This is a genomic window from Mesorhizobium sp. Cs1299R1N3 (assembly GCF_037179625.1).
Classification (GTDB): Bacteria; Pseudomonadota; Alphaproteobacteria; order Rhizobiales; family Rhizobiaceae; genus Mesorhizobium; species Mesorhizobium salmacidum.
The window spans coordinates 197,138-214,941 of sequence record NZ_JAPYKQ010000010.1 but is presented as its reverse complement, the minus strand read 5'-3'; the positions used below and the strand labels follow the sequence as shown (position 1 = coordinate 214,941).

Genomic DNA, 17,804 nt, shown 5'->3' with positions numbered 1-17,804 from the left:
AGCGAAGCAGTGACGGCTGGAGGCTCCGACTTTTGGCAATTGCAATGCGAAGATGTTCAACCGGCAGGCACCAACCGTTGCTGGCGACCTGGATATAGGTTTCGTTGGGAGACCTGTCCTGGCCGAGGACGACCGCAATCCCCGTCATGCCGTCATGGCCGATCAGGCCGACTTCGCTTTGCCGTCCTCCGGTCATAACGGCGACCACCGAGGCGATACCGGTCTCAGGGAAATATACGTGCTCGATCGGCTGATAGGCGATATTAGCGCCTGCGAATGATGTATAATGGTCGTGACGACGTTCGGTCGCCGCCTAGGGGAACCGTTCGGTGCATCCGGCCGGAACACGACATATGGTGGGCTTGGCAGGCGTGAAGCCACGGCTGCGCTGCTTGATGTCTCTGTTTCCGCGCACGATGCCGAAACAGGCTGGACCTATCCGCCCGCTTGCTGTCACGGCGATCCGATAACTGGCGAATGTGGTAGAATTCCCAGCACTGCGGTGACACCACGACCGGATGGCTATGTCTGCGTCCTGGCGACCACCAGAAATTCACACACCAAGACCGATATTTCGTACCTTATGACGCTGTAATTCCGTCAGGCGATGACAATTTCCACATCTGCCTGCACCCGACTGAGGAAGACGAAAACTGTTTCTTTGCGCCAGAGGAAGCGATGTACCCAGCGATGCCTAAAGGGTTTGTAAAATATACAATCGCCCTGTTGCTGCTGGGGCTGTGGGCCCGGCCCACAGCCCTTCGCTTTGGTTTTCGTAGTTCATCGCTCCGATAGGCAATGGTACCGAGCATGATCGGACCGTAGCTGACGGTCCAACAGACCTCGGATTCAACCAGACCGACCGGCTCACCGGCCAAAGCCGCATCGCATGGCATCGCACAAATAAGACAGACGGATTAGGCGGCGTGTCAGGCCATGTTCCCTTCCGGGACTCGGCTAAAGTCGCCGAAGGACAATCGACGGAACAATCGCGGGATTCATGCGCCGAGAATCAATGATTTACGCGAACTCAAGGACATTCCTTAGGGTTCACTTCACTAATCCTCTCAACTTGCGCGCTTGCTAATATACGGATTAAGCTCGCCCTGCCGGGACGAGGACTCCCCGGCAGGGCCCGGCTGTCGTTTCCCCAGTAAGGAAACCCCCGGCAGCCGGGCTGCCTGTTCAGAGCGGCACCACCTCACATTAGCAACTGCTTGACTAAGCCCGTCATCGCTCCAGACTCATGGAATGGCGAAGGGCATCAACATAGGTGATGAGGTCGCAATAACCGCAACGGTCCGGCGGCGGGTTACAGAGGACCGCGTGAGCGTCTCCATTCCCTCCTATGGCCAGCCGCATTCGATAATTGACACGACGTCGAAGGTGCAGAAGGGGCAGCACATCGAGTTGATTGGCGACGTTACCCGCCTACTCGACAAAAACCGCATTACGGTGAACCTGGGGATTCCCGTCACGGTCGATGCCGCTGTCGTCAGGCTGGTGAACGCCTACAAGCCGCCGACGCGAAAGAAGCCGCTGGTCGACAAGCCGACATAAGGCCGAAGCCCGCCCTTGGGTCGCTACCGTGGCGAGGCCCCAGCCTTGGTATTAAGCCGACATTGAACCGCTTGGAAACCCGCCCTACAAAGAAGGAATCCCTAGCCTCTTAGCCTAATTGGGAGGTAGCTGTGGTCGATAGCCATATAGACATGGCGCGGGCGGCTATTGAAGCTAGCTTCCTGCTCCGGCAAGGCTCTTACGCTGGACGCCTCGCCTTTCGCCGCCATATGGATCAATCCCGGCGCGCCATCGCAGCATCACGCGAAATTCTAAAGCGGCTTCGCCAGCGCAAGATAGACGAGGCGCTAGAAGTTGAGCAGCACGTGTCAGCCTTCGATGCCGACATTCTCCGCAAGGTCTTTCAGGATCTGGCCTTGGAAATGAAGGCACCTGAGTGTCAGTGGCGCGATCTCGCTCAAAGCCTCGTTTGCGAGTTTACCGGGTGCGAGCGCGTTGAAACTGCCTTGATCGATTGGATCCTCAGAAGGTAACGGACGGAACAATCGCCACGCCGCCACGTTCGGGGCGCATCGTTTTTGTGGTATGATTCGTCCTATGGGTAAGAAGGCCAAGCACAAAGCAAAGAAGGTGATTGATTACCCGATGGAAGGGGAGCTTGAAACGGAAGCCGCCTACTATGCTCGCAAGTGCGGTATCACGACAAATGAGGCCGCCAAGATCATCCGGGAAGCCCACGCGCCAAAGCTCACCATCGTCCCTAAAGGACGTTAGACCATCAAGCACTTGGTATCGGATGTTGCTGATTGAGCAGCATGGACAGCGTCCTTATTGAGCTGCGATCGGTAGCCATCGAACGCCCTGCGGTGGCGTGTCGACCAGTTCCGGCTCCATCGGCCTGATTTTCAGACGCATGCACCGACTCGCAAGGCACGCGATTAAATCAGCTTTAGCTAAAATAATTCCGGAACATTATAGGTAGCGGGATGTTGCCAGCGGCATGACGAAGCTATCTGACCTTGGACCACCAATCGAAGGCAAGCCGCACGAGGGCGAGGCCGACGGCGACCGTTTCTACCTGTGCAAGGTCTGCGGCCAAGCGGTTGATATGCGCGATCTGCGCCAGGTGATGTGGCACGAGCAGCCCGGCCACGAACCGCTGGAGTTGGAGATCGCAGCGAAGGTCCTCGTGTTTCCTCGACGGAAATAGAAAAAAGCCCGCTACCTTTCGGCAGCGGGCCAGTCCAACAGTCGTGGGAACATGCACCGGAATGGGAGAACCGACGGTGCAACCGCCGAAGTGTTTCGACGCAACAATGTTCCACACGCTCCCCGCGCGGTGCTCTAAAGCTCTCCGGGTCCACCCGAGGAGATCCACGAGGGCCATGGCACAGGCCAACGCGATCATTGCGACGGGCTGACGGGCTTACTGCGCGTGATGCACGAGCCCCGCCATTACATAATCAAGTATATCTGGTGCTTCCGAGCAAGTCTTCCCTTCGGCAGATTATCAATTCCGAAATTTACCAGAATAATTGTGGTCGCTTGCAGAGATGTCGACTTTGCTAGATGCTGCCTCTTGGCCTTTGGAGGGGCTAGGGATGAAAATCAAGGGGTGGTTGGCACTGGGTGCCATTGCGGCTTTATGCGGCTGCCAGACGAGCAATCAAGCTGATTATATGCAGATCGGCTATGGGCCAAGTTTCGACGTCGCGCATGCTCAATGCGAACTGCAAAAAGGTTCGGCTGACCAAGGTTATATTGCCATCGGATCACCCGGCTTTGTCGCGGGTGCGGGAATTGGCAACGCTCTCGGCAACTTAGCAGCCGAAGATCAATACATGAAGAACTGCCTCATCCTGAGCGGATGAAAACGAGCCCCGCACGGCCAGGGAGCAGTCGCCGCGGCAGCCGTTGCAGCCGGCGCGCGACCGACGCCCTACGGCGTACAGAGGGCACCCGGCAGTTGGATAAACACGGCCCTGCTTAACTGGTCAGACGCCAACAACAAATGCATCGGTGGTGACAAGGCCGCTTGCGCAACTCGATCAAAGCTCGGCGCCCAGCTGAGAGCCGCCGGAATCAATCCCACTCCGGTCTAAGAGGCCGCGTGATGAATTTCCCATCATGCAATTTTGAGCATTTGCCACCGATGCTAATGATGATCCGTGGCGGTATGGGTGCGAATGACAACTCGCTTCAAATCGGCCAAAGACCGCCGGTCCCATTAAGCGTCGGTTCGAGCTTGATGCTCGCCGAAGTCGGAATTCAAGAGTTTGCCTTTTCGCTGCGATTGCCCTCCTCGGTGTCAATATCAACGCCCGTAAACGATACGTGACGTACTAAATCGGGCGAGCGGGCCGTGTAGGGAGGGCCAGCAATGGTCGCATCAAGCTGGAACTGGAGGCTTCCGATCATCGCGTTCGTCGGCGCCGGCGCCGGGACGTACCTCGCCAGCGAGGGCATGCCGACGGTGACCTTGTCGAATGATCTAAACCCAGCCTGCAACATCAAGGGAAATATCAGCATCAACACCGGACAGCGCATTTACCACATGCCGGGCGACAAGTTTTATTCGGCGACGATCATCCGTCCCGAGTACGGAGAAAAGTGGTTTTGCACCGAGTATGAGGCGGTGGCGGCCGGATGGACGCGCGCCCGACGATAACGCGGGCGAAGCGGATTCGAGAATTTCTGGTTAGTTACCCGGGGGATTTTCAACATGCGGCTGCTATCTTTCGCGGTGCTGGCCGGCGCCTGTGCTTTGACAGGTTGCGCGGACTATATGAACCACCGCGATTCCGTCACACTCGGCGTTGGCGACGCGATGATGGCAAATCAGGCCTTGCATGCGGTCGATCCTTTTCCCCCGGATGCGCACAACACGAAGATCGAGGGCGACGGTCGACGCGTCGCCGCCGCGATGGGGTTTAGGCAAAAGGCGTCGGCCGATGGTGGCGGCAATTCGATCTCGACTGCGCTGGAGGCAAGGGCAACAACCCGGTCGTCACCGGACCCGTGAACGTCCCGAGCGGCGACCCAAACCATCTGGACCGCGATCACGACGGTGTTGGCTGCGAATAGATGCTTTGCCGGCCACTTCTACGATCTCGGGAACGCCGCAGTCGGCACGGTGAAGGCCGGCGACCCATATGTTTGACGCAATCAACGGGATGCTGTCGACATGCGCGCCGCCATCGCCCGCAAGGACTATGACGACCGCCGCCGCAGGAAGGCTCAGGGCATCGCTAAGGCGAAGGCTGACGGGAAGATGAAGGGTCGCACCGAGGACGCCCAGCGCAATGAGGCCATCGTGGACATGCTGCGCAAGGGACAGAGCTGGAATACCATCACGAGGGCCACCAACTGCTCGCGCTCGACACTCGCGAAGCTGGCAAAGCGCGTTGCTCCTGCTCATTAACTGGACGGGGCGCGATCGCTGACGCAACCATCAGGTTCGTTCGACCGCGTACCTTGATCGCTATTGCGGATGTTCGCAGTTGCAGACCATCACCTTCAACATCCCCCCAATGCTCCTATTGTCGATCGACAAGCCAATCTCGTCGACCAGTTTGCGGCGGAGTGCGACGGCGTAATCGCTCTTGCTGGCCGGCGCGATGACGAATGCGCGGGGTCCACCTATGACATTCTCAGCGAAGTAACTTGTTAGGTCGTATCTCACACTCCGAATAAGTGGGTTTATGACGATCGCATTGATTGTGTAACCCTTCGCGATCGCCTGAAGTCGGCTCTGCTGGAGGGGCAAGCCGTCGTTGTTGGTCCCATTGCTGGCGATGTCGATTACCTTTCTGGGCGCCCCTCCCGGGAACTGATCTAGGAGCCGACTACCCTCCTCAATGGCGAAGGATATGGAGGTATCGCCGCCTGCGCGCCCGTAGCCTCTTTGGGCGCGTTTGAGGATAACGGATGCCACAGCCTTCCCGTCGTTCAGCCCGCAGACCCTTGTCCACGGCAGAACCCTGTGCAAATGCCCACGACTTGACCATTCAAAATAGGTGATCCCCACGCACCCAATACGGTTGTGGGTGATGGCAGTGATGACCTCTGGCGCATACATTGCTGCGGCATGTCCCTCGCGCAGCATGTCGGCTGTCGCTGAACCGACAGACGCAGACATATCCACCGCGAACACAATCGCCGCATCGACATCGGCGGCATAGGCTGGCAACGCCAACAATGCCGACGCTCCGAACACCACCTTTCCAAGCGAGTTCATTGGGAACTTGTCCACCCCCAAGAACATATTCCCCCAACAATAGATTAGCAATGTCTTATATACGGAACGGCCGACACACTCTTGACCCGATCTGCCTTGCGTCAAGTAAGCTGGCGCGCGCTCTTTTGTCTCTGTCCTCCACCTCTTCGCGCTGTTAGACGCTTGCCTGCCCGACGATGCGGGGTGGCCATTTTGAAGAATTGGAAGAACGGTTGGATCAGATCGCCTCGCTTATTGCGACCCAGATCACAGACGAGTACCGCGATCGTGCTTCAAGGTTCGCTTCATCGGAGAACACCAAGGGCATCGTCGCGGAAGCCATCAGGTTGCTCCTGAACTATGAGCATCGTTCACCCACTGCTTGGTCCCTTGAGTTGAGGGGAGACCCAGGGAACACCTAAGAGGGACCCGAGGTTGACCAAGAGGGACCCGAGATTGACGTATTGGACCAAGAAGCGAGAGCGCAAGAACGAGGTCAAAGCCCGCGCGGCTGACCCAAGCCATATGTTCACACGCTGCAGTGCGTGGGCTGCGGAAAGCCCGCTCGTGCGGGCACCGCGGATGGTCTGGATACTCGGTTCTGCCGCTCGCATTCTGACCACCTTGCCCGTCACGGCAGCGCGTACAAACCATCCTACACGGCCAAGGAGATCACACTATATCGCAAGGCTGCTCACGCTTGGCTGGAGGCGAACGCGGACAACGTATGGGTCACGAACGCAATCGAGCGCGTGGAGACATTGTACAGGGTCCCAGGGCCTCATGTGGAGGCGTTCAGGCTTCGCGGGTTATCTCCCGACGATGCTTTACGAAGCCGCCGGCCGCGCAGTGTGTTCAGACCCCTGTCAACGCACCATGGACGAGTGCGCGCAGCTCTTTGCGCACCGGAATGGCGCTCGAAGGCAGCAGCTGCGTGAAGACAATGACGACCAAGTCGTCGACCGGGCTCACCCAGAAGAAAGTGCCTGCCGCCCCGCCCCAGCCATAGTCTCCCACCTGGGCCGAAATTTGTGCCTTGGCCGGATCGAGGACGACGGAGCCCAACAAACCGAAACCGACGCCATCAAATTGGGTCTCAGCCCAAACCTCGGTTGCCAACGAGGCAAGATCGCCCGGCAGGTGATTGCACGCCGCCAATCTCAAAGTGCGGGGACTAAGGATGCGTTCGCCGTTGAGTTCACCTCCAGCACGTAGCATTTCGGCGAACCGCCAGTAGTCATCGATGGTTCCGACTAGCCCGCCTCCGCCGCAGAACGTATCAACCTTGCCTTGACGCCACGCCGAGACCTCCGGCGCTTCGTGCAACGCCATACCTTCAGCCGTAGCCACGTAGAGCGGGGGGAAACGACCGATCCCGGACTTCGGGACAGAGAAGCCGGTATCGGTCATGCCGAGGGGCTCGAAGATCCGCGTCGCGAAGTACTTGTCGAGCGTCATTCCGGAAACGACTTCCACGATGCGACCGATGACATCGGAACCGGTGCTGTATTGCCATCTCGTGCCCGGCTCCCATTCAAGTGGCAGCTCGGCAATCCTGCGCACCATCTTGTCGAGCCCACCGTAGCCCAAGGCGAGGCCGAGCGTTTCTCTGGCATAAGCCTCACCAAGCAATCCGGGGTTCGTAAAAAGGCTTAGGCCAGCTGTGTGGGTCAGCAGATGGTGGATCGTCATCTTCGTTTTGACGGGCACCGTTTGGTCGAGCGACGTTGCGCCCGGTATCAGAAGTTGCCTATCTTTGAATTCCGGTAGGTAAGCTTCGACCGGATCATCGAGATGAATTCGCGCCTCTTCGTACAACATCATCAGCGCGACGGCGGTGACAGGCTTGGTCATCGAGTAAATACGGGCGATGAGGTCGCGCCGCCAAGGGCGCTTGGCCTCCACGTCGGCGTGCCCGGCGCAGTCGAAAAAAGCGAGCTTTCCGTGACGCGCGATGAGCACGGCACCGCCCGGCCAGCGCCCGGTGTCGGCATAACGCTGCATCCACCACTTCAGTCGCTCAAGCCGCGCCTTGTCGAAGCCGAGGTCCGTAGGATCAAGAACAGGTTCGCTACTAAAACTCATCGGGCAAACGCACTCCCCCGCATTATCGCCAACAAGGCCTATATACGTCGTCGCTAATATAAATGAAATTGACGAGTGGGGCTATTCCTCCCTAAATTCCCTCAAGGAAGCATGACGTAGCTTCTCCTCCCCCTTAAGGATCTTGAGGCGGCCCACCAATCCCGGCTTCGGCCATTCGGCCTTCTCCTTTGCCAGTCGCGCCGGTGGTGGAGCCCCTGCCTTGCCCTGAACGAGAGTCCCATAGGACCTGCCGCTTGTCGGCTTTGAAAGTGACGAAGGCACCGCCCATGTAGTGGCCCTTGTCAGCCATGAGCACCATGGCCGGCTTTCCGGTCTCCCACTTCACGCGATGATGTCCATTTCCTTCTCGACGTAGCACTTGATCTTGCGTCAGTTCATGGTCGAGCCACTGCGGTAGGGGCTGTCGAGGTGCTTCGAGACGATGCCTTCAAGGCCAGCCTCACAGGCGAGATGGTAGACAGCCTCGCCAGTGCCAGGCAGAGCTTCACTGAACTGGATATGACCGCCGGCCGGCATCACCGCTTGCAAGATTTCGCGCCTGTCCTTGAGCGGCATGTCGCGTAGATCATGTCCGTTGAGGTGCAGAAGATCGAAGGCGACGAAGTAGAGGTCTTGGGGACGTCTTGTGATGGCCGAGCGCAGCGCATGGAAGTCAGAAAGGCCAGCCTCATTGCTGACGATTGTCTCGATGATGAAGCTCTCCGCCTCTATCGCCTTCGCCTCGCCGGCAAGCGGCCGCACTTGGCCGTCCAGTCGAAGCCGTTCTTGGTGAAGAAGCGGATGCCGTCAGCGTCCTTGATGACTTGGGTCCTGTAGCTCTGTCCCGCCGGCATGCATTCCCGCGGCTGCCCCGGCGCCAGCGCGCGCTGCGCCGAATGCGGGGCGCCCGACACACCTCATGGCCCCATTCGCCACCCTTGGGCGGCTGTTCGACCAACACGGGCTCCATTGGGCGGATGAATCACAGCGGAACGCCGCCGGCACGCTTACGCATATGAACCCCACGGGACACTCGAATTTTATTCAATATTGCACAGCCGTAAGTGTTCCGTTAGCTGGTGCTACTGGAACAATCCCGCCTGACCGCTGTTCTCACGTGGCCCCTTCCTTGTGAATACGGCTAGGACGCGCACCACGGGCGGGGTGTAGGCGGGCAGCCTGTCGCACCGCAGACGAACGGCACGGCCAGCCCCTCAGAGATCAGCACGTCACCCACGTCTTGGCCGTTGGCGAATAGCGAGCCGCAGCTTCGCCCATAGTTGCACTTGTCTGTGCCCTCGGTCCCCCCCAGGCAGGAACAGGGGACCATTCTCAATTCGAGCTTCGCAGAAGCTACCAGCTCCGCCAGTCGCGCCTTCGCTCGACGTCCAAGTGCCGCCTCAATCCCACATCTTGGCTCGATACTCTCAGGCGCATTGAAGCCGATCAGCCGGGTCCCCTTTGCAGTGCCATTGAGCCGTATGGTGTCTCCGTCCGTTATACTGAACTGTGTTCTGGAGAGCGGCGTCCAGTCTACCGTGCCCGATCGCGCAAAGGACGGCATGCTTGGCCAAGTCACGTGCCCGCCCTTGACCAGGTAGGAATAGATCAAGGAACCAACGACCACTGCCAGCGCAATCCCAAAGGTCCTGACAAACCTGGCCGCCAAGTACCGGGCCTCACGGGCAAGTGGGCTTCGCCAGCGGCGGGATTGCCAGCGTGGCGACGAGAGAGGCTTATTCGCGCGCGGCGGCGATGGTGCGTTGGTATTTGGCGGTGCGGGGCCGATGGTCTCGTAGAGCTTAGACCATTGCTTCGCGCTCAGACGCATGCGTGGGCCGTACTTCACCAGCCGGTCACGCATGTCGAGGAGGAATTGACGTTGCCAATGGCTGAGGGGGCCACAAACAAGCGCAGCCTCGATACGGGACTTCAGATCGTCGTCAGGCCCCATCAGGATAGCCCCACTCCTCCTCACAATATCGGGCAACCGCTTATATGTGAATAGGTGAGGTGCAGAACCCACTCCACTGTGGCACCTGGTAGCCCCCCTTTGGCCGCCCCGGACTTCTCCCTGGGGGTAGCCTGAGGGGGGCACAGGGACACAGGAGACACCCTGGAAATTAGGAAGTAGCGTTCAGCAGGGTTGCCACCGCAGTGATGATCTGGATGGGCCCGGCTGATGTGCCGGGTCCGGTGCGGAACGGGAGGGACGATTATTCGGCGGCCTGGAGGTGGTCCGTCTCGTTGCCGTCGGTCACCGGCTCATCGGAGGACGGATCCGCATCTTCGGCGAGAAAGCCGGCAGTTCGTCGGCATCACTATCGAGCGCCGCCTCGTCCGGCATCTCGCCGGCGACGGCGTTGCACGGTGCAAACCGCTCTCTTGCCGCAGGATCAGCCGCCGTCCTTCCCCACAGGCGGCTGCCGTGGGGCGCCCCTGCTTGCGTTCCACACCAACGCTCCAGCCTGCTCGTCTCCGCTGATGCAGCGCGGGCTGGAGCGCCCCATCCGCGTAAATGTCGGCTTGGTCGAATGTCTGCCATATTTGGGGTAGACGCTGCGGCACTTGGGGAGAAATCAAATGCCCGCACTCACCTTGGCAGTCGAGATTGCAGACGCGGTAGCAGCGGCAAAGAAGCGTCGAGAGTTTTCGTTTGACCTGGAATCCAAGGCAAAGGAACTGGCGATGGCTCACCCAGATGCGGAAGCCAGCGTCGGTGATGTGACAGATGTCCTCGAAGAGGAGAGCTTGGCCGCTGGCATTGTTCTGGTTTCCGAACCGGGCAGATAGCCGGCCAGAGCAGCGTTGGCCTGTGCTCGTAGCTGAGCACCGGACGAGCGGAAAACCTTTAGCGGCTCTCGCCGTCAAAACTTAAACCCGCCATTGCAGACGTAGGCGATTCCGGCCACTTCCTCACGGTTGCGACCAGTGATGGTTTCGGTCATCTTATTGCCGTTGATTATCACTGTCGTTGACCGGGCCGAACCGTTGCTCACAGACTTCGGAATGTCGCGGCATGCAGGGAAGGACACGGTGAGGCGAAGGGGTCCCATTGATGGTCCCCATCTAGGACAGATGGCCACCTTTCAGTTGAACATGGAGAACGGAAACTGGCTATGCGTTGACGTGCCCACCGACCGAGCGACATTCGACCGCGAATGCGGGTGCGCTGATCGTTGTACGGATACTGACCGCCAGCAGCAGCAGCAGTTTTGAGGTGCGAGTGGATGAACGTGCCATCCGGAGGGATTTCAAACTGAGATGCTGCTTAGCGTAGGTCGCGCCGGACCGATCGGTCTTCACAGCGACGGGAGGGCTAAACCAATGGAGCGCCACGGCAGCGGTTCCTCGGGAACACTGGCTTCTTCCGCGTGTTCCAGCCGCTCAAGCAACTGTTTGAACCTATCTGGCATGTTGTGGTCAACGAGGAAGATGGGCAACGTCGCCGCATAGCGGTTCATTACCTTTGAGCCAATCTGCCGCCTCACAGCGGCAGCAACCGACACCTGCCCACTCGTATTGTTACGAAAGTTCATGATCACATTGTCCCTATGACCCCAGCCACAGAACCTCTCAGCTTGGAAATGGTTCTGTAATTGAACAAACTTGTGGCCAAACGCGAATCACGCTCTATTGTTGCTGTTGGCGTCGACGGCGGCGTGAGGATGCCCTCCATCTTGCTACCGCCGTTGCCAGAAGGGGCTGGTGGATCATATCCGTCGGCCCTTTTTGCTGACTAAAAGAGAAGAAGGTCGACCAGGCCAGGGAGCCCAATCGACCTTCATCTTGGCGGGGGTACTGGAGGGGACTAGTCAACCCCGCTACGGACCTTCATTAAGCTCTATCTAAATTAGATTTACAACATACACCTTTGGGTGGCAGAGCTGTCATTCTTCCGCATCAATAGCCTTTGCTACTCGTACATACGGGCAGCGTAAGGGGGCATGTGCGGTCATGGGGGTTCTCCCGAACGCAGTTGACCACGCGCGGCACGAACCGCGTCGGCGCAACAACTGCGTGGTAATGTCGTGGCTGTCGCTGGCCGGCCCTGCGGCCGGCGCGTGCAGCGGCGATAATGACGTTTGCGGCGTCAGGCGGCGCGTCGTTCGGAGGAACGCGAAGCATTCCGGCTGATACCAGTGATGGCGCGGACGGCGGCGGCGCGCGCCGGAATGTCATCGAGCATGCCAAGCGCGACGAAGTGGTTGGCCCCGCCGGTATAGTCCTTGCGGCCCCTTGCAGGTGCGGATCAGGATGGCGTGACCTGAGGACAGTCCGAACTGACCGACCTGGATGTAGGCGCGGTCATGATACAGGGTGATTTCCCCGGAAACGGCAAGACCCGCCTTGTTAGAGCGCAGGTCAAAGCTGTGCGGCGGCAGAGCAAGCTCGGCAGCAAACTTCTTCAGCCGTGAACGGGCTGTCGTGTGAAAACGTCTCTTATGCTGCTCGTCATAGGAGCAGCTTCTGTTCCAGTCGAACATTTTGATCTCCATGAACGAAATAGGCCCGACGATCGCTCGCGCGCGCGGCCGTAGGAGTTGCCGGCAAGCCAGCGCTCGGCCGCCTCGCGGTTCTTGGCCAGATGCAGAAGCTCCGGGCTGTCGCCGAGGGCCTGCAGCACGCGGACCTTCCGATTTTGGGGCGCTCGATGATTTCGAACCGCAGTTCGCTCTCGACGGACCAGGTGCGTCTGACCGAGACGACGATGATGCCGCCCTGCCCGAAATCACCCTCATGCAGAGTGAAGGACGCGGGCGAGGAGTAGGTCGTAGCGTCGCGGCGGTTCCTTCTTGACCAGACGGCCGACGCTGTTGCGGCTCTCCCAGGCGGCGAGCTTTTTGGTGAAGCGCGACGGCGGTTTCGCCGCGCCGTCCGAGTAGCGGATGACGCTCCCTAAAGGGGCGGATTCGTAGATGATATGTGCGGACATGCGAATTTCTCCATCTTGGAAAACAGAATGGGCCCGGCGCAGGAGCCGGGCCCGGTACGGAGTGGGAGGCCAACTATTCGGCGGCCTGGAGGAGGTCCGTCTCGTCGCCGTCGATGGTCACCGGCTCATCGGAGGACGCACCCGCATCCTCGGCGAGAAAGGCCGGCAGCTCAGTGGCATCGCCTTCGAGCGCCGCCTCGTCCGGCACCTCGCCGGCGACGGCTTCGCCAGCATCGGCAGCCACCTCGTCGACGTCGAGGCGCAGCGGCTCGGGCAGCCAGTTCGATCCTTCGAGAAGACGGGCGGCTTCACGCGCCATGATGTCCTTCTTCATGTGATCGATCAGCTGCGCGGAGTCTGCGTCACGGGCTTCACGGACAGCCTGAAGAATGCGCGCCTTGGTGAGGCGACCGAGGAACTCGACCGTGGGCGTCCAGCCGGCGTCGACCATATCGAACTGGAGTGAGTTGGCCAGCACGTCGGCATGCTTGAGCGCCTTCGGCCGTCTGTTCCAAGGTTCGACCACCGCGTTGAGGGTCAACGAGACGCAGTGCGCGAACAGCGCCTTGCGGCTTGCCTCGTCGAGGCCGAGAAGGAAATCCCACAGGCCTTCCGCCTCATCGGGAAGCTCGCGGTCCCAAGCTGCGTGCCGTTCGGCGATCTCCTTGGCCCAGCTTGTCTCCGCAAGCCCGTCGACCTGGCTAAAGCTGCCGCTCTTCAGGCTGATCTCCAGGCAGGTATCCGGGGCGAAGCGATAGAAGACCTGCAGCACGAACGCATGGAGTGCGGCGATGAACGCGATGTCGACGTCACCGGCGAGCGCGTTGCGCAGCGCCAGCGTCCGCTGCGCGGTCAGATCGAAGACGAGCCGATCGGGCAGCGGCTTGATGCCGTCCTCCTCGCTGTCATCGCCGGAACTGTCATTCACCGGCTTGCCGTTGACGACAACACCATCGCCATCGTCGTCACCATTGGATCGGGTTTCGCCCTCGGCGTCGTCCTCCTCGCCCTCACCGACATCGTCCGTCTCGGAGCGAGGCTCGTCTTCGGACCGCACGAAACCGGCCTCGACCTGGAGCTCGCCGTTGGCGGCAAGCGTCACGAACGCACCGGCAATTGCCTTCTGAGCGGGGTCGTAGCGTTGTGGACGATCGTCGATCGCATCGAGCTCGGCGCCCAACTGATCGAGCTTCGCCTCGATTGCTTCGTCGGCATGCTCGGCCGCGGCATAATCCGCATCGAGCTTGTCGTATTCGGCCTTCAGCGCGTCGTAGCGTTCGATCTCCTCGGCGCTGAGCTCCTGGGCCTCGGCGTAGATGCGCCGCATGCCGGAGGTGTGGCCATAGGGAAAGCTGATCGCCGCCTCGACCCATTTCCAGCCTTCGGCGCGGATTGTCTCGGCATCAACCTTCAGCCTGTCGAAGACCAGCTGCTCGAGGAGTGCTGCATCCTGGAACCAGCCGCCGGAATCCTGCTCGAACAGGTCGCGAAGAATGACGCCGCCAGCCGCCTCATAAGCTTCCGCGCCGACATAGACGGCCCGGCGATCGTCGGCCCGGACCGTGGTCTCCGTCAGCAGGCGCCTGATGTAGTAGGCTTCCTGCGTGTGCGAGCCTGAGATCCTCTCCCAGACTTGCTCCTGGCGCGCGTGGTCGTCCGAGATCGAGAACGCCATGATCTGTTCGAGCCGGATTTCGTCGTTTTCGTAAAGACTGAGCAGTTTTGGCGATACCGATGCCAGCCGCAGGCGCTGCCTCACCGTCGCCGGCGATACGAAGAAGCGGGCGCCGATCTCGTCTGGATCGAGGCCCTGATCGCTGAGCGTCTTGAAGGCCCGAAACTGGTCGAGCGGGTGCAGGTCGGCGCGCCGCAGGTTTTCGGCAAGCGAGTCCTCTTCGGCCGAGGTCTCCTGCCTGCGGTTGACGACACAGGGGATCGGCTCGTTCTTCGCCAGTCGCTTCTGCTTGATGAGGATGCCAAGTGCGAGATAACGCCGGCCGCCGGCGGGCACTTCGAACGTGCCGGTCTCCTCGCCCTCCCCGTCGAGTACGGGGCGGACGTTCAGGCTCTGGATCAGCTTTCGCCGACCGATGTCTTCGGCAAGCTGCTCAATCGACAAGCCGTCCTTGATGCGCCGGACATTCTTCTGCGACAGCACCAGGCTGTCATAGGGGATGTTCTCCGCGGCGTTCATCGCGATCTTCTGAATGGCGTTCTTTGCCATGGTCAGGTTCTCCGTGACGGGCGGCCCGGGGCCTCTCCCCGAACCTCCAAGCCCGTCAGGAACCCTCCCCTCCCCCCTCTGCCTCCAGGCCTCGCGCCAGCGCCATCCACCTGCCGCAACGATTGATGGGTCGGGATAGGAGCGCTGCTCTGGTTCGGCTCGCGGATTTCAAGGCGACCGAGCCGCCGAGGGCCTCCAGAATGTTGGCGTGATCCGTCGGCAGATGGATCAGTGCCTGCCGGTCGTGGTGCTCCATTTTTGTGTTCACGCCAGGGCGGCCGAAAGCCCTTGGCCCGGCCATGACCCGTTACTGAAAAAAGCGCCGTCCTCGTGCTTTTGAGGACGGCGCTGGCTTGACAGAGATCATGAGGCCGGCGACCGGAGGTCCTCCACGCCGGCATCGAAGGATCAGGCGGCGAAGTCGAGAAGCTTCTTGGCCTTGCCCTCCATGTCCAGGCGAACATCCTGATGCGCCTTGTCGCGCGCGATCCGCGTGATGCCCTGTACGAAGTCGAAAATCGATTCTGGCGATCGACCTTCCTCAAGCAGCACGGTATCGATGATCTTTGTTGTCTCGGACTTTGAAAAGCCGCGCTTGCGCAGGAAGCTCTGGCGATCTTCGTCATCCCGAGCGACGATCCGTTGCCGCGCTGTCTTGATGCCGTTGACGAACGGCATGGGCGAGGATTCGGCAAACTGGATCAGCGCCGGTTCGGCTTCCTTGGCGAACCGCGAGGCGGCATACTTTGAATGGCGAATGGTGATTTCCTCGAAATCTTCCACGCCCCACAGATTGCGGTTCTGACACACTGCGCGCAGATAGAAGCTGGCGATCCCGAGGGTGCGGGCTCCAACTTCGGAATTCCAGCAGTAGAAACCGCGAAAATAGAGATCCGGTTCCCCATTCGGCAGCCGCCCGGCCTCGATCGGGTTCAAGTCATCGACGAGGAACAAAAAGACATCGCGGTCAGACGCATAGAGCGTCGTGGTGTCGCTGGAGATGTCGACGTTCGGATTGTAGGTCCCCGTCGACCAGTCGAGCACACCTGGCACCTTCCAGCGGGTGTCGCCGATGCCGTTGCCGGCGATCTTCTGCACGGCCTCAATCAATTCTGAGTCAAATATTCTGCCATAGTCCGGGCCTGTTACCGCCCGCAGCTCGAGGCGTCCGTTCTCGATTTCCAGCGTCTTCACCTGCTCGGCGCGATGGCTAAGGAGACCGTGCTGGAGATTGATCGCCGCGAGGGGAGCCGGAAGCTGACGCAGATAGGTGGCCGGCGCGCCGACGAGACCGGCGAGTTGGCCAAAACTCCAGTGCGTGGGGGCAACTGGAGCAGGCGCATCGGGCAGCATTAGCCTCAGGCGCTCCGGATCGTCGCGGCTAGCCTCGACGCGAATTAGCTCACTTTCAACGATGCGGGTCCTGCTGCGTTCGGACCGCCGTTTCACCGAATTGTGGAGATCGGTGAGAGAAAGGTAGCGCTCGTCCGCCGGGCGGTTGAACCACTCCGACGACACCCGGCCGACGCGATGGCCGCGGTTGATGTCAACCTTATAGCCGCCGCGTGGATTCACTGCGGGGGCGAGAGCTTGCAACTGGGTCATGGAACTTTCTCCGCGACGGGCGCCGGAAGCCTCTCCTCCAGCCCTCGACCCGTCGCGACGGCCTTTCCACCCTCTCCCTCCGGCAAACGCGCAAACGCAGCGGCCGCGCCTCCGCTAGAAATGCAGTCAGAGAACTGATCTGCTTCAAAGAGAGCTTCCGGCGGTATGTCGAAGGGAATCGCCCTGTTGGCGTGACCGCACGCGGCAATCGCTACAAGGTCGTCGCTGGAGCCCATCAGTCACATCAACCAGTGTCACGCGAACTGCCGAGACACAAATGCAATAGATTCGTTGCTATCTGCAGCGGTCGTCACTATGAAACGTCTTTCGACGCCAATCGTTTGATCCGCCAGGAGTGTTCGTGACAGAAGAACCCGAGAGCAATACGGACAGCTTCATCGAACTCACGGCTGATGTAGTCTCAGCTTATGTTTCAAACAATCCGGTGCCGGTCGGTGAACTGCCCACCCTCATAGGACAGGTCCATGCCGCCCTGAAGGGCACGGCCATCGCTGTCGTGTCGGAAAGGCCCGAAGTTCTCAAGCCTGCCGTGCCGATCAGGAAGTCGGTGACGCCCGACTACATCATCAGCCTGGAGGACGGGAAGAAGTTCAAGTCGCTGAAGCGGCACCTGTCGACCCATTATGGCCTGACCCCGGATGAATATCGCGCCAAATGGGGCCTGCCGGCGGACTATCCGATGGTCGCGCCCAACTACACCGCAACGCGTTCTGCCCTTGCTAAAACTATGGGCCTCGGTCGCAAGCCGAAGGAGCCCGAAAAGCCTTCACCCGCGAAGCGCCCCCGCAAGAAAGCCGCGGCCTGATCGTACCCTCTGGGGTCGGTTCCGGCGCGTGGCGGAGATGAGAAAGGCGAGAGCGGCCGCCTTTCCCCTGAAGAGCTTGGTTTCAGGCACGGCTTTCCCCGAAAGCTTGAGCGACGTCCTGTCGGCTGTTCCGGGGCAAGAGGGCGAGATCAGCCCGCTTTGCTGAGATTGCCAGCAGAAGACTTGCCAGTACGGCGGTCCTGCTCGATCTCATAGTTGATCTTCTGGCCGTCAGTGAGGGTCGAGAGGCCCGCACGTTCGACAGCGGAAATGTGGACGAAAACATCCTGACCGCCATTGTCGGGCTGAATAAATCCAAATCCCTTGGTGGCGTTGAACCACTTCACGGTTCCCGTGGCCATATGTGTACTCCCTTAGCAATCGCAGCGTG

General features: G+C 60.0%; 19 protein-coding genes and 2 pseudogenes. 11 read left to right on the top strand and 10 right to left on the bottom strand.

Annotation, left to right across the window (positions count from 1 at the left end; all coding sequences use genetic code 11):
• Positions 1 to 196 (bottom strand): annotated as a pseudogene (locus O7B34_RS21670) (Crp/Fnr family transcriptional regulator); the annotation flags it as partial.
• Positions 197 to 1,326: 1,130 nt separating this feature from the next.
• Between O7B34_RS21670 and O7B34_RS21665 the strand changes: the two are divergent.
• From O7B34_RS21665 to O7B34_RS21630, 9 genes and pseudogenes are all read left to right on the top strand, one after another.
• Complete coding sequence (locus tag O7B34_RS21665; RefSeq protein WP_337147994.1) at positions 1,327 to 1,560, top strand: hypothetical protein; 234 nt, start codon at positions 1,327 to 1,329, stop codon at positions 1,558 to 1,560.
• Positions 1,561 to 1,691: 131 nt separating this feature from the next.
• A complete protein-coding gene (locus O7B34_RS21660; RefSeq protein ID WP_337147993.1) occupies positions 1,692 to 2,054 on the top strand; it encodes a hypothetical protein in 363 nt (120 codons plus the stop codon).
• Positions 2,055 to 2,118: 64 nt separating this feature from the next.
• Complete coding sequence (locus O7B34_RS21655) at positions 2,119 to 2,295, top strand: hypothetical protein (RefSeq protein ID WP_337147992.1); 177 nt, start codon at positions 2,119 to 2,121, stop codon at positions 2,293 to 2,295.
• 226 nt (positions 2,296 to 2,521) lie between these two features.
• Entirely contained in the window at positions 2,522 to 2,731 is a 210-nt protein-coding gene (locus O7B34_RS21650; RefSeq protein ID WP_337147991.1) for a hypothetical protein, read from the top strand.
• A 391-nt stretch (positions 2,732 to 3,122) separates the two neighbouring features.
• On the top strand, positions 3,123 to 3,392 hold the full coding sequence (locus tag O7B34_RS21645) for a hypothetical protein (protein ID WP_337147990.1): 270 nt from the start codon (positions 3,123 to 3,125) through the stop codon (positions 3,390 to 3,392).
• Between the two features lie 509 nt (positions 3,393 to 3,901).
• Positions 3,902 to 4,189: a sunset domain-containing protein gene (locus O7B34_RS21640; RefSeq protein WP_442920985.1), complete on the top strand. Its 288-nt coding sequence runs from the start codon at positions 3,902 to 3,904 to the stop codon at positions 4,187 to 4,189.
• A 54-nt stretch (positions 4,190 to 4,243) separates the two neighbouring features.
• Complete coding sequence (locus O7B34_RS21635) at positions 4,244 to 4,543, top strand: hypothetical protein (protein WP_337147989.1); 300 nt, start codon at positions 4,244 to 4,246, stop codon at positions 4,541 to 4,543.
• Complete coding sequence (locus O7B34_RS32220; protein ID WP_442920987.1) at positions 4,540 to 4,605, top strand: excalibur calcium-binding domain-containing protein; 66 nt, start codon at positions 4,540 to 4,542, stop codon at positions 4,603 to 4,605. Before O7B34_RS21635 ends, O7B34_RS32220 begins: the two co-directional genes overlap by 4 nt.
• Positions 4,606 to 4,673: 68 nt before the next feature.
• A pseudogene (locus tag O7B34_RS21630) lies at positions 4,674 to 4,942 on the top strand (helix-turn-helix domain-containing protein); the annotation flags it as partial.
• A 60-nt stretch (positions 4,943 to 5,002) separates the two neighbouring features.
• Here the strand turns inward: O7B34_RS21630 and O7B34_RS21625 are convergent.
• The 3 genes from O7B34_RS21625 to O7B34_RS21615 form a co-directional block, all read right to left on the bottom strand.
• Positions 5,003 to 5,758 (bottom strand): DUF1194 domain-containing protein, encoded by a 756-nt coding sequence (locus O7B34_RS21625; RefSeq protein ID WP_337147987.1) that lies wholly within the window; start codon positions 5,756 to 5,758, stop codon positions 5,003 to 5,005.
• A gap of 834 nt (positions 5,759 to 6,592) precedes the next feature.
• Complete coding sequence (locus O7B34_RS21620; protein WP_337147986.1) at positions 6,593 to 7,822, bottom strand: serine hydrolase domain-containing protein; 1,230 nt, start codon at positions 7,820 to 7,822, stop codon at positions 6,593 to 6,595.
• A 390-nt stretch (positions 7,823 to 8,212) separates the two neighbouring features.
• Complete coding sequence (locus O7B34_RS21615) at positions 8,213 to 8,584, bottom strand: ATP-dependent DNA ligase (protein WP_337147985.1); 372 nt, start codon at positions 8,582 to 8,584, stop codon at positions 8,213 to 8,215.
• 1,821 nt (positions 8,585 to 10,405) lie between these two features.
• On the opposite strand from O7B34_RS21615, the gene O7B34_RS21610 reads away from it, so the two are divergent.
• Positions 10,406 to 10,615, top strand: coding sequence for a hypothetical protein (locus tag O7B34_RS21610; RefSeq protein ID WP_337147984.1), 210 nt, complete (start codon positions 10,406 to 10,408; stop codon positions 10,613 to 10,615).
• Positions 10,616 to 11,124: 509 nt separating this feature from the next.
• Here the strand turns inward: O7B34_RS21610 and O7B34_RS21605 are convergent.
• The 5 genes from O7B34_RS21605 to O7B34_RS21585 all read right to left on the bottom strand — a co-directional run bounded on the left by O7B34_RS21605 (position 11,125) and on the right by O7B34_RS21585 (position 16,587).
• A complete protein-coding gene (locus O7B34_RS21605; RefSeq protein WP_337147983.1) occupies positions 11,125 to 11,361 on the bottom strand; it encodes a hypothetical protein in 237 nt (78 codons plus the stop codon).
• Between the two features lie 639 nt (positions 11,362 to 12,000).
• Positions 12,001 to 12,309 carry a hypothetical protein gene (locus O7B34_RS21600; RefSeq protein WP_337148007.1) on the bottom strand — a complete coding sequence of 103 codons (309 nt, stop codon included), beginning with the start codon at positions 12,307 to 12,309 and terminating at the stop codon, positions 12,001 to 12,003.
• 251 nt (positions 12,310 to 12,560) lie between these two features.
• A complete protein-coding gene (locus O7B34_RS32215; protein WP_442920984.1) occupies positions 12,561 to 12,758 on the bottom strand; it encodes a hypothetical protein in 198 nt (65 codons plus the stop codon).
• A gap of 73 nt (positions 12,759 to 12,831) precedes the next feature.
• On the bottom strand, positions 12,832 to 14,982 hold the full coding sequence (locus tag O7B34_RS21590) for a ParB/RepB/Spo0J family partition protein (RefSeq protein WP_337147982.1): 2,151 nt from the start codon (positions 14,980 to 14,982) through the stop codon (positions 12,832 to 12,834).
• 408 nt (positions 14,983 to 15,390) lie between these two features.
• A complete protein-coding gene (locus O7B34_RS21585) occupies positions 15,391 to 16,587 on the bottom strand; it encodes a DUF932 domain-containing protein (RefSeq protein WP_337147981.1) in 1,197 nt (398 codons plus the stop codon).
• Positions 16,588 to 16,948: 361 nt separating this feature from the next.
• Here O7B34_RS21585 and O7B34_RS21580 point away from each other — a divergent pair, with 361 nt between their 5' ends.
• Positions 16,949 to 17,413, top strand: a complete 465-nt coding sequence (locus O7B34_RS21580; RefSeq protein WP_337147980.1) for a MucR family transcriptional regulator — start codon at positions 16,949 to 16,951, stop codon at positions 17,411 to 17,413.
• A 149-nt stretch (positions 17,414 to 17,562) separates the two neighbouring features.
• Here O7B34_RS21580 and O7B34_RS21575 read toward each other — a convergent pair whose 3' ends face one another.
• Positions 17,563 to 17,775 carry a cold-shock protein gene (locus O7B34_RS21575; protein ID WP_337147979.1) on the bottom strand — a complete coding sequence of 71 codons (213 nt, stop codon included), beginning with the start codon at positions 17,773 to 17,775 and terminating at the stop codon, positions 17,563 to 17,565.
• Positions 17,776 to 17,804 lie beyond the last annotated feature (29 nt).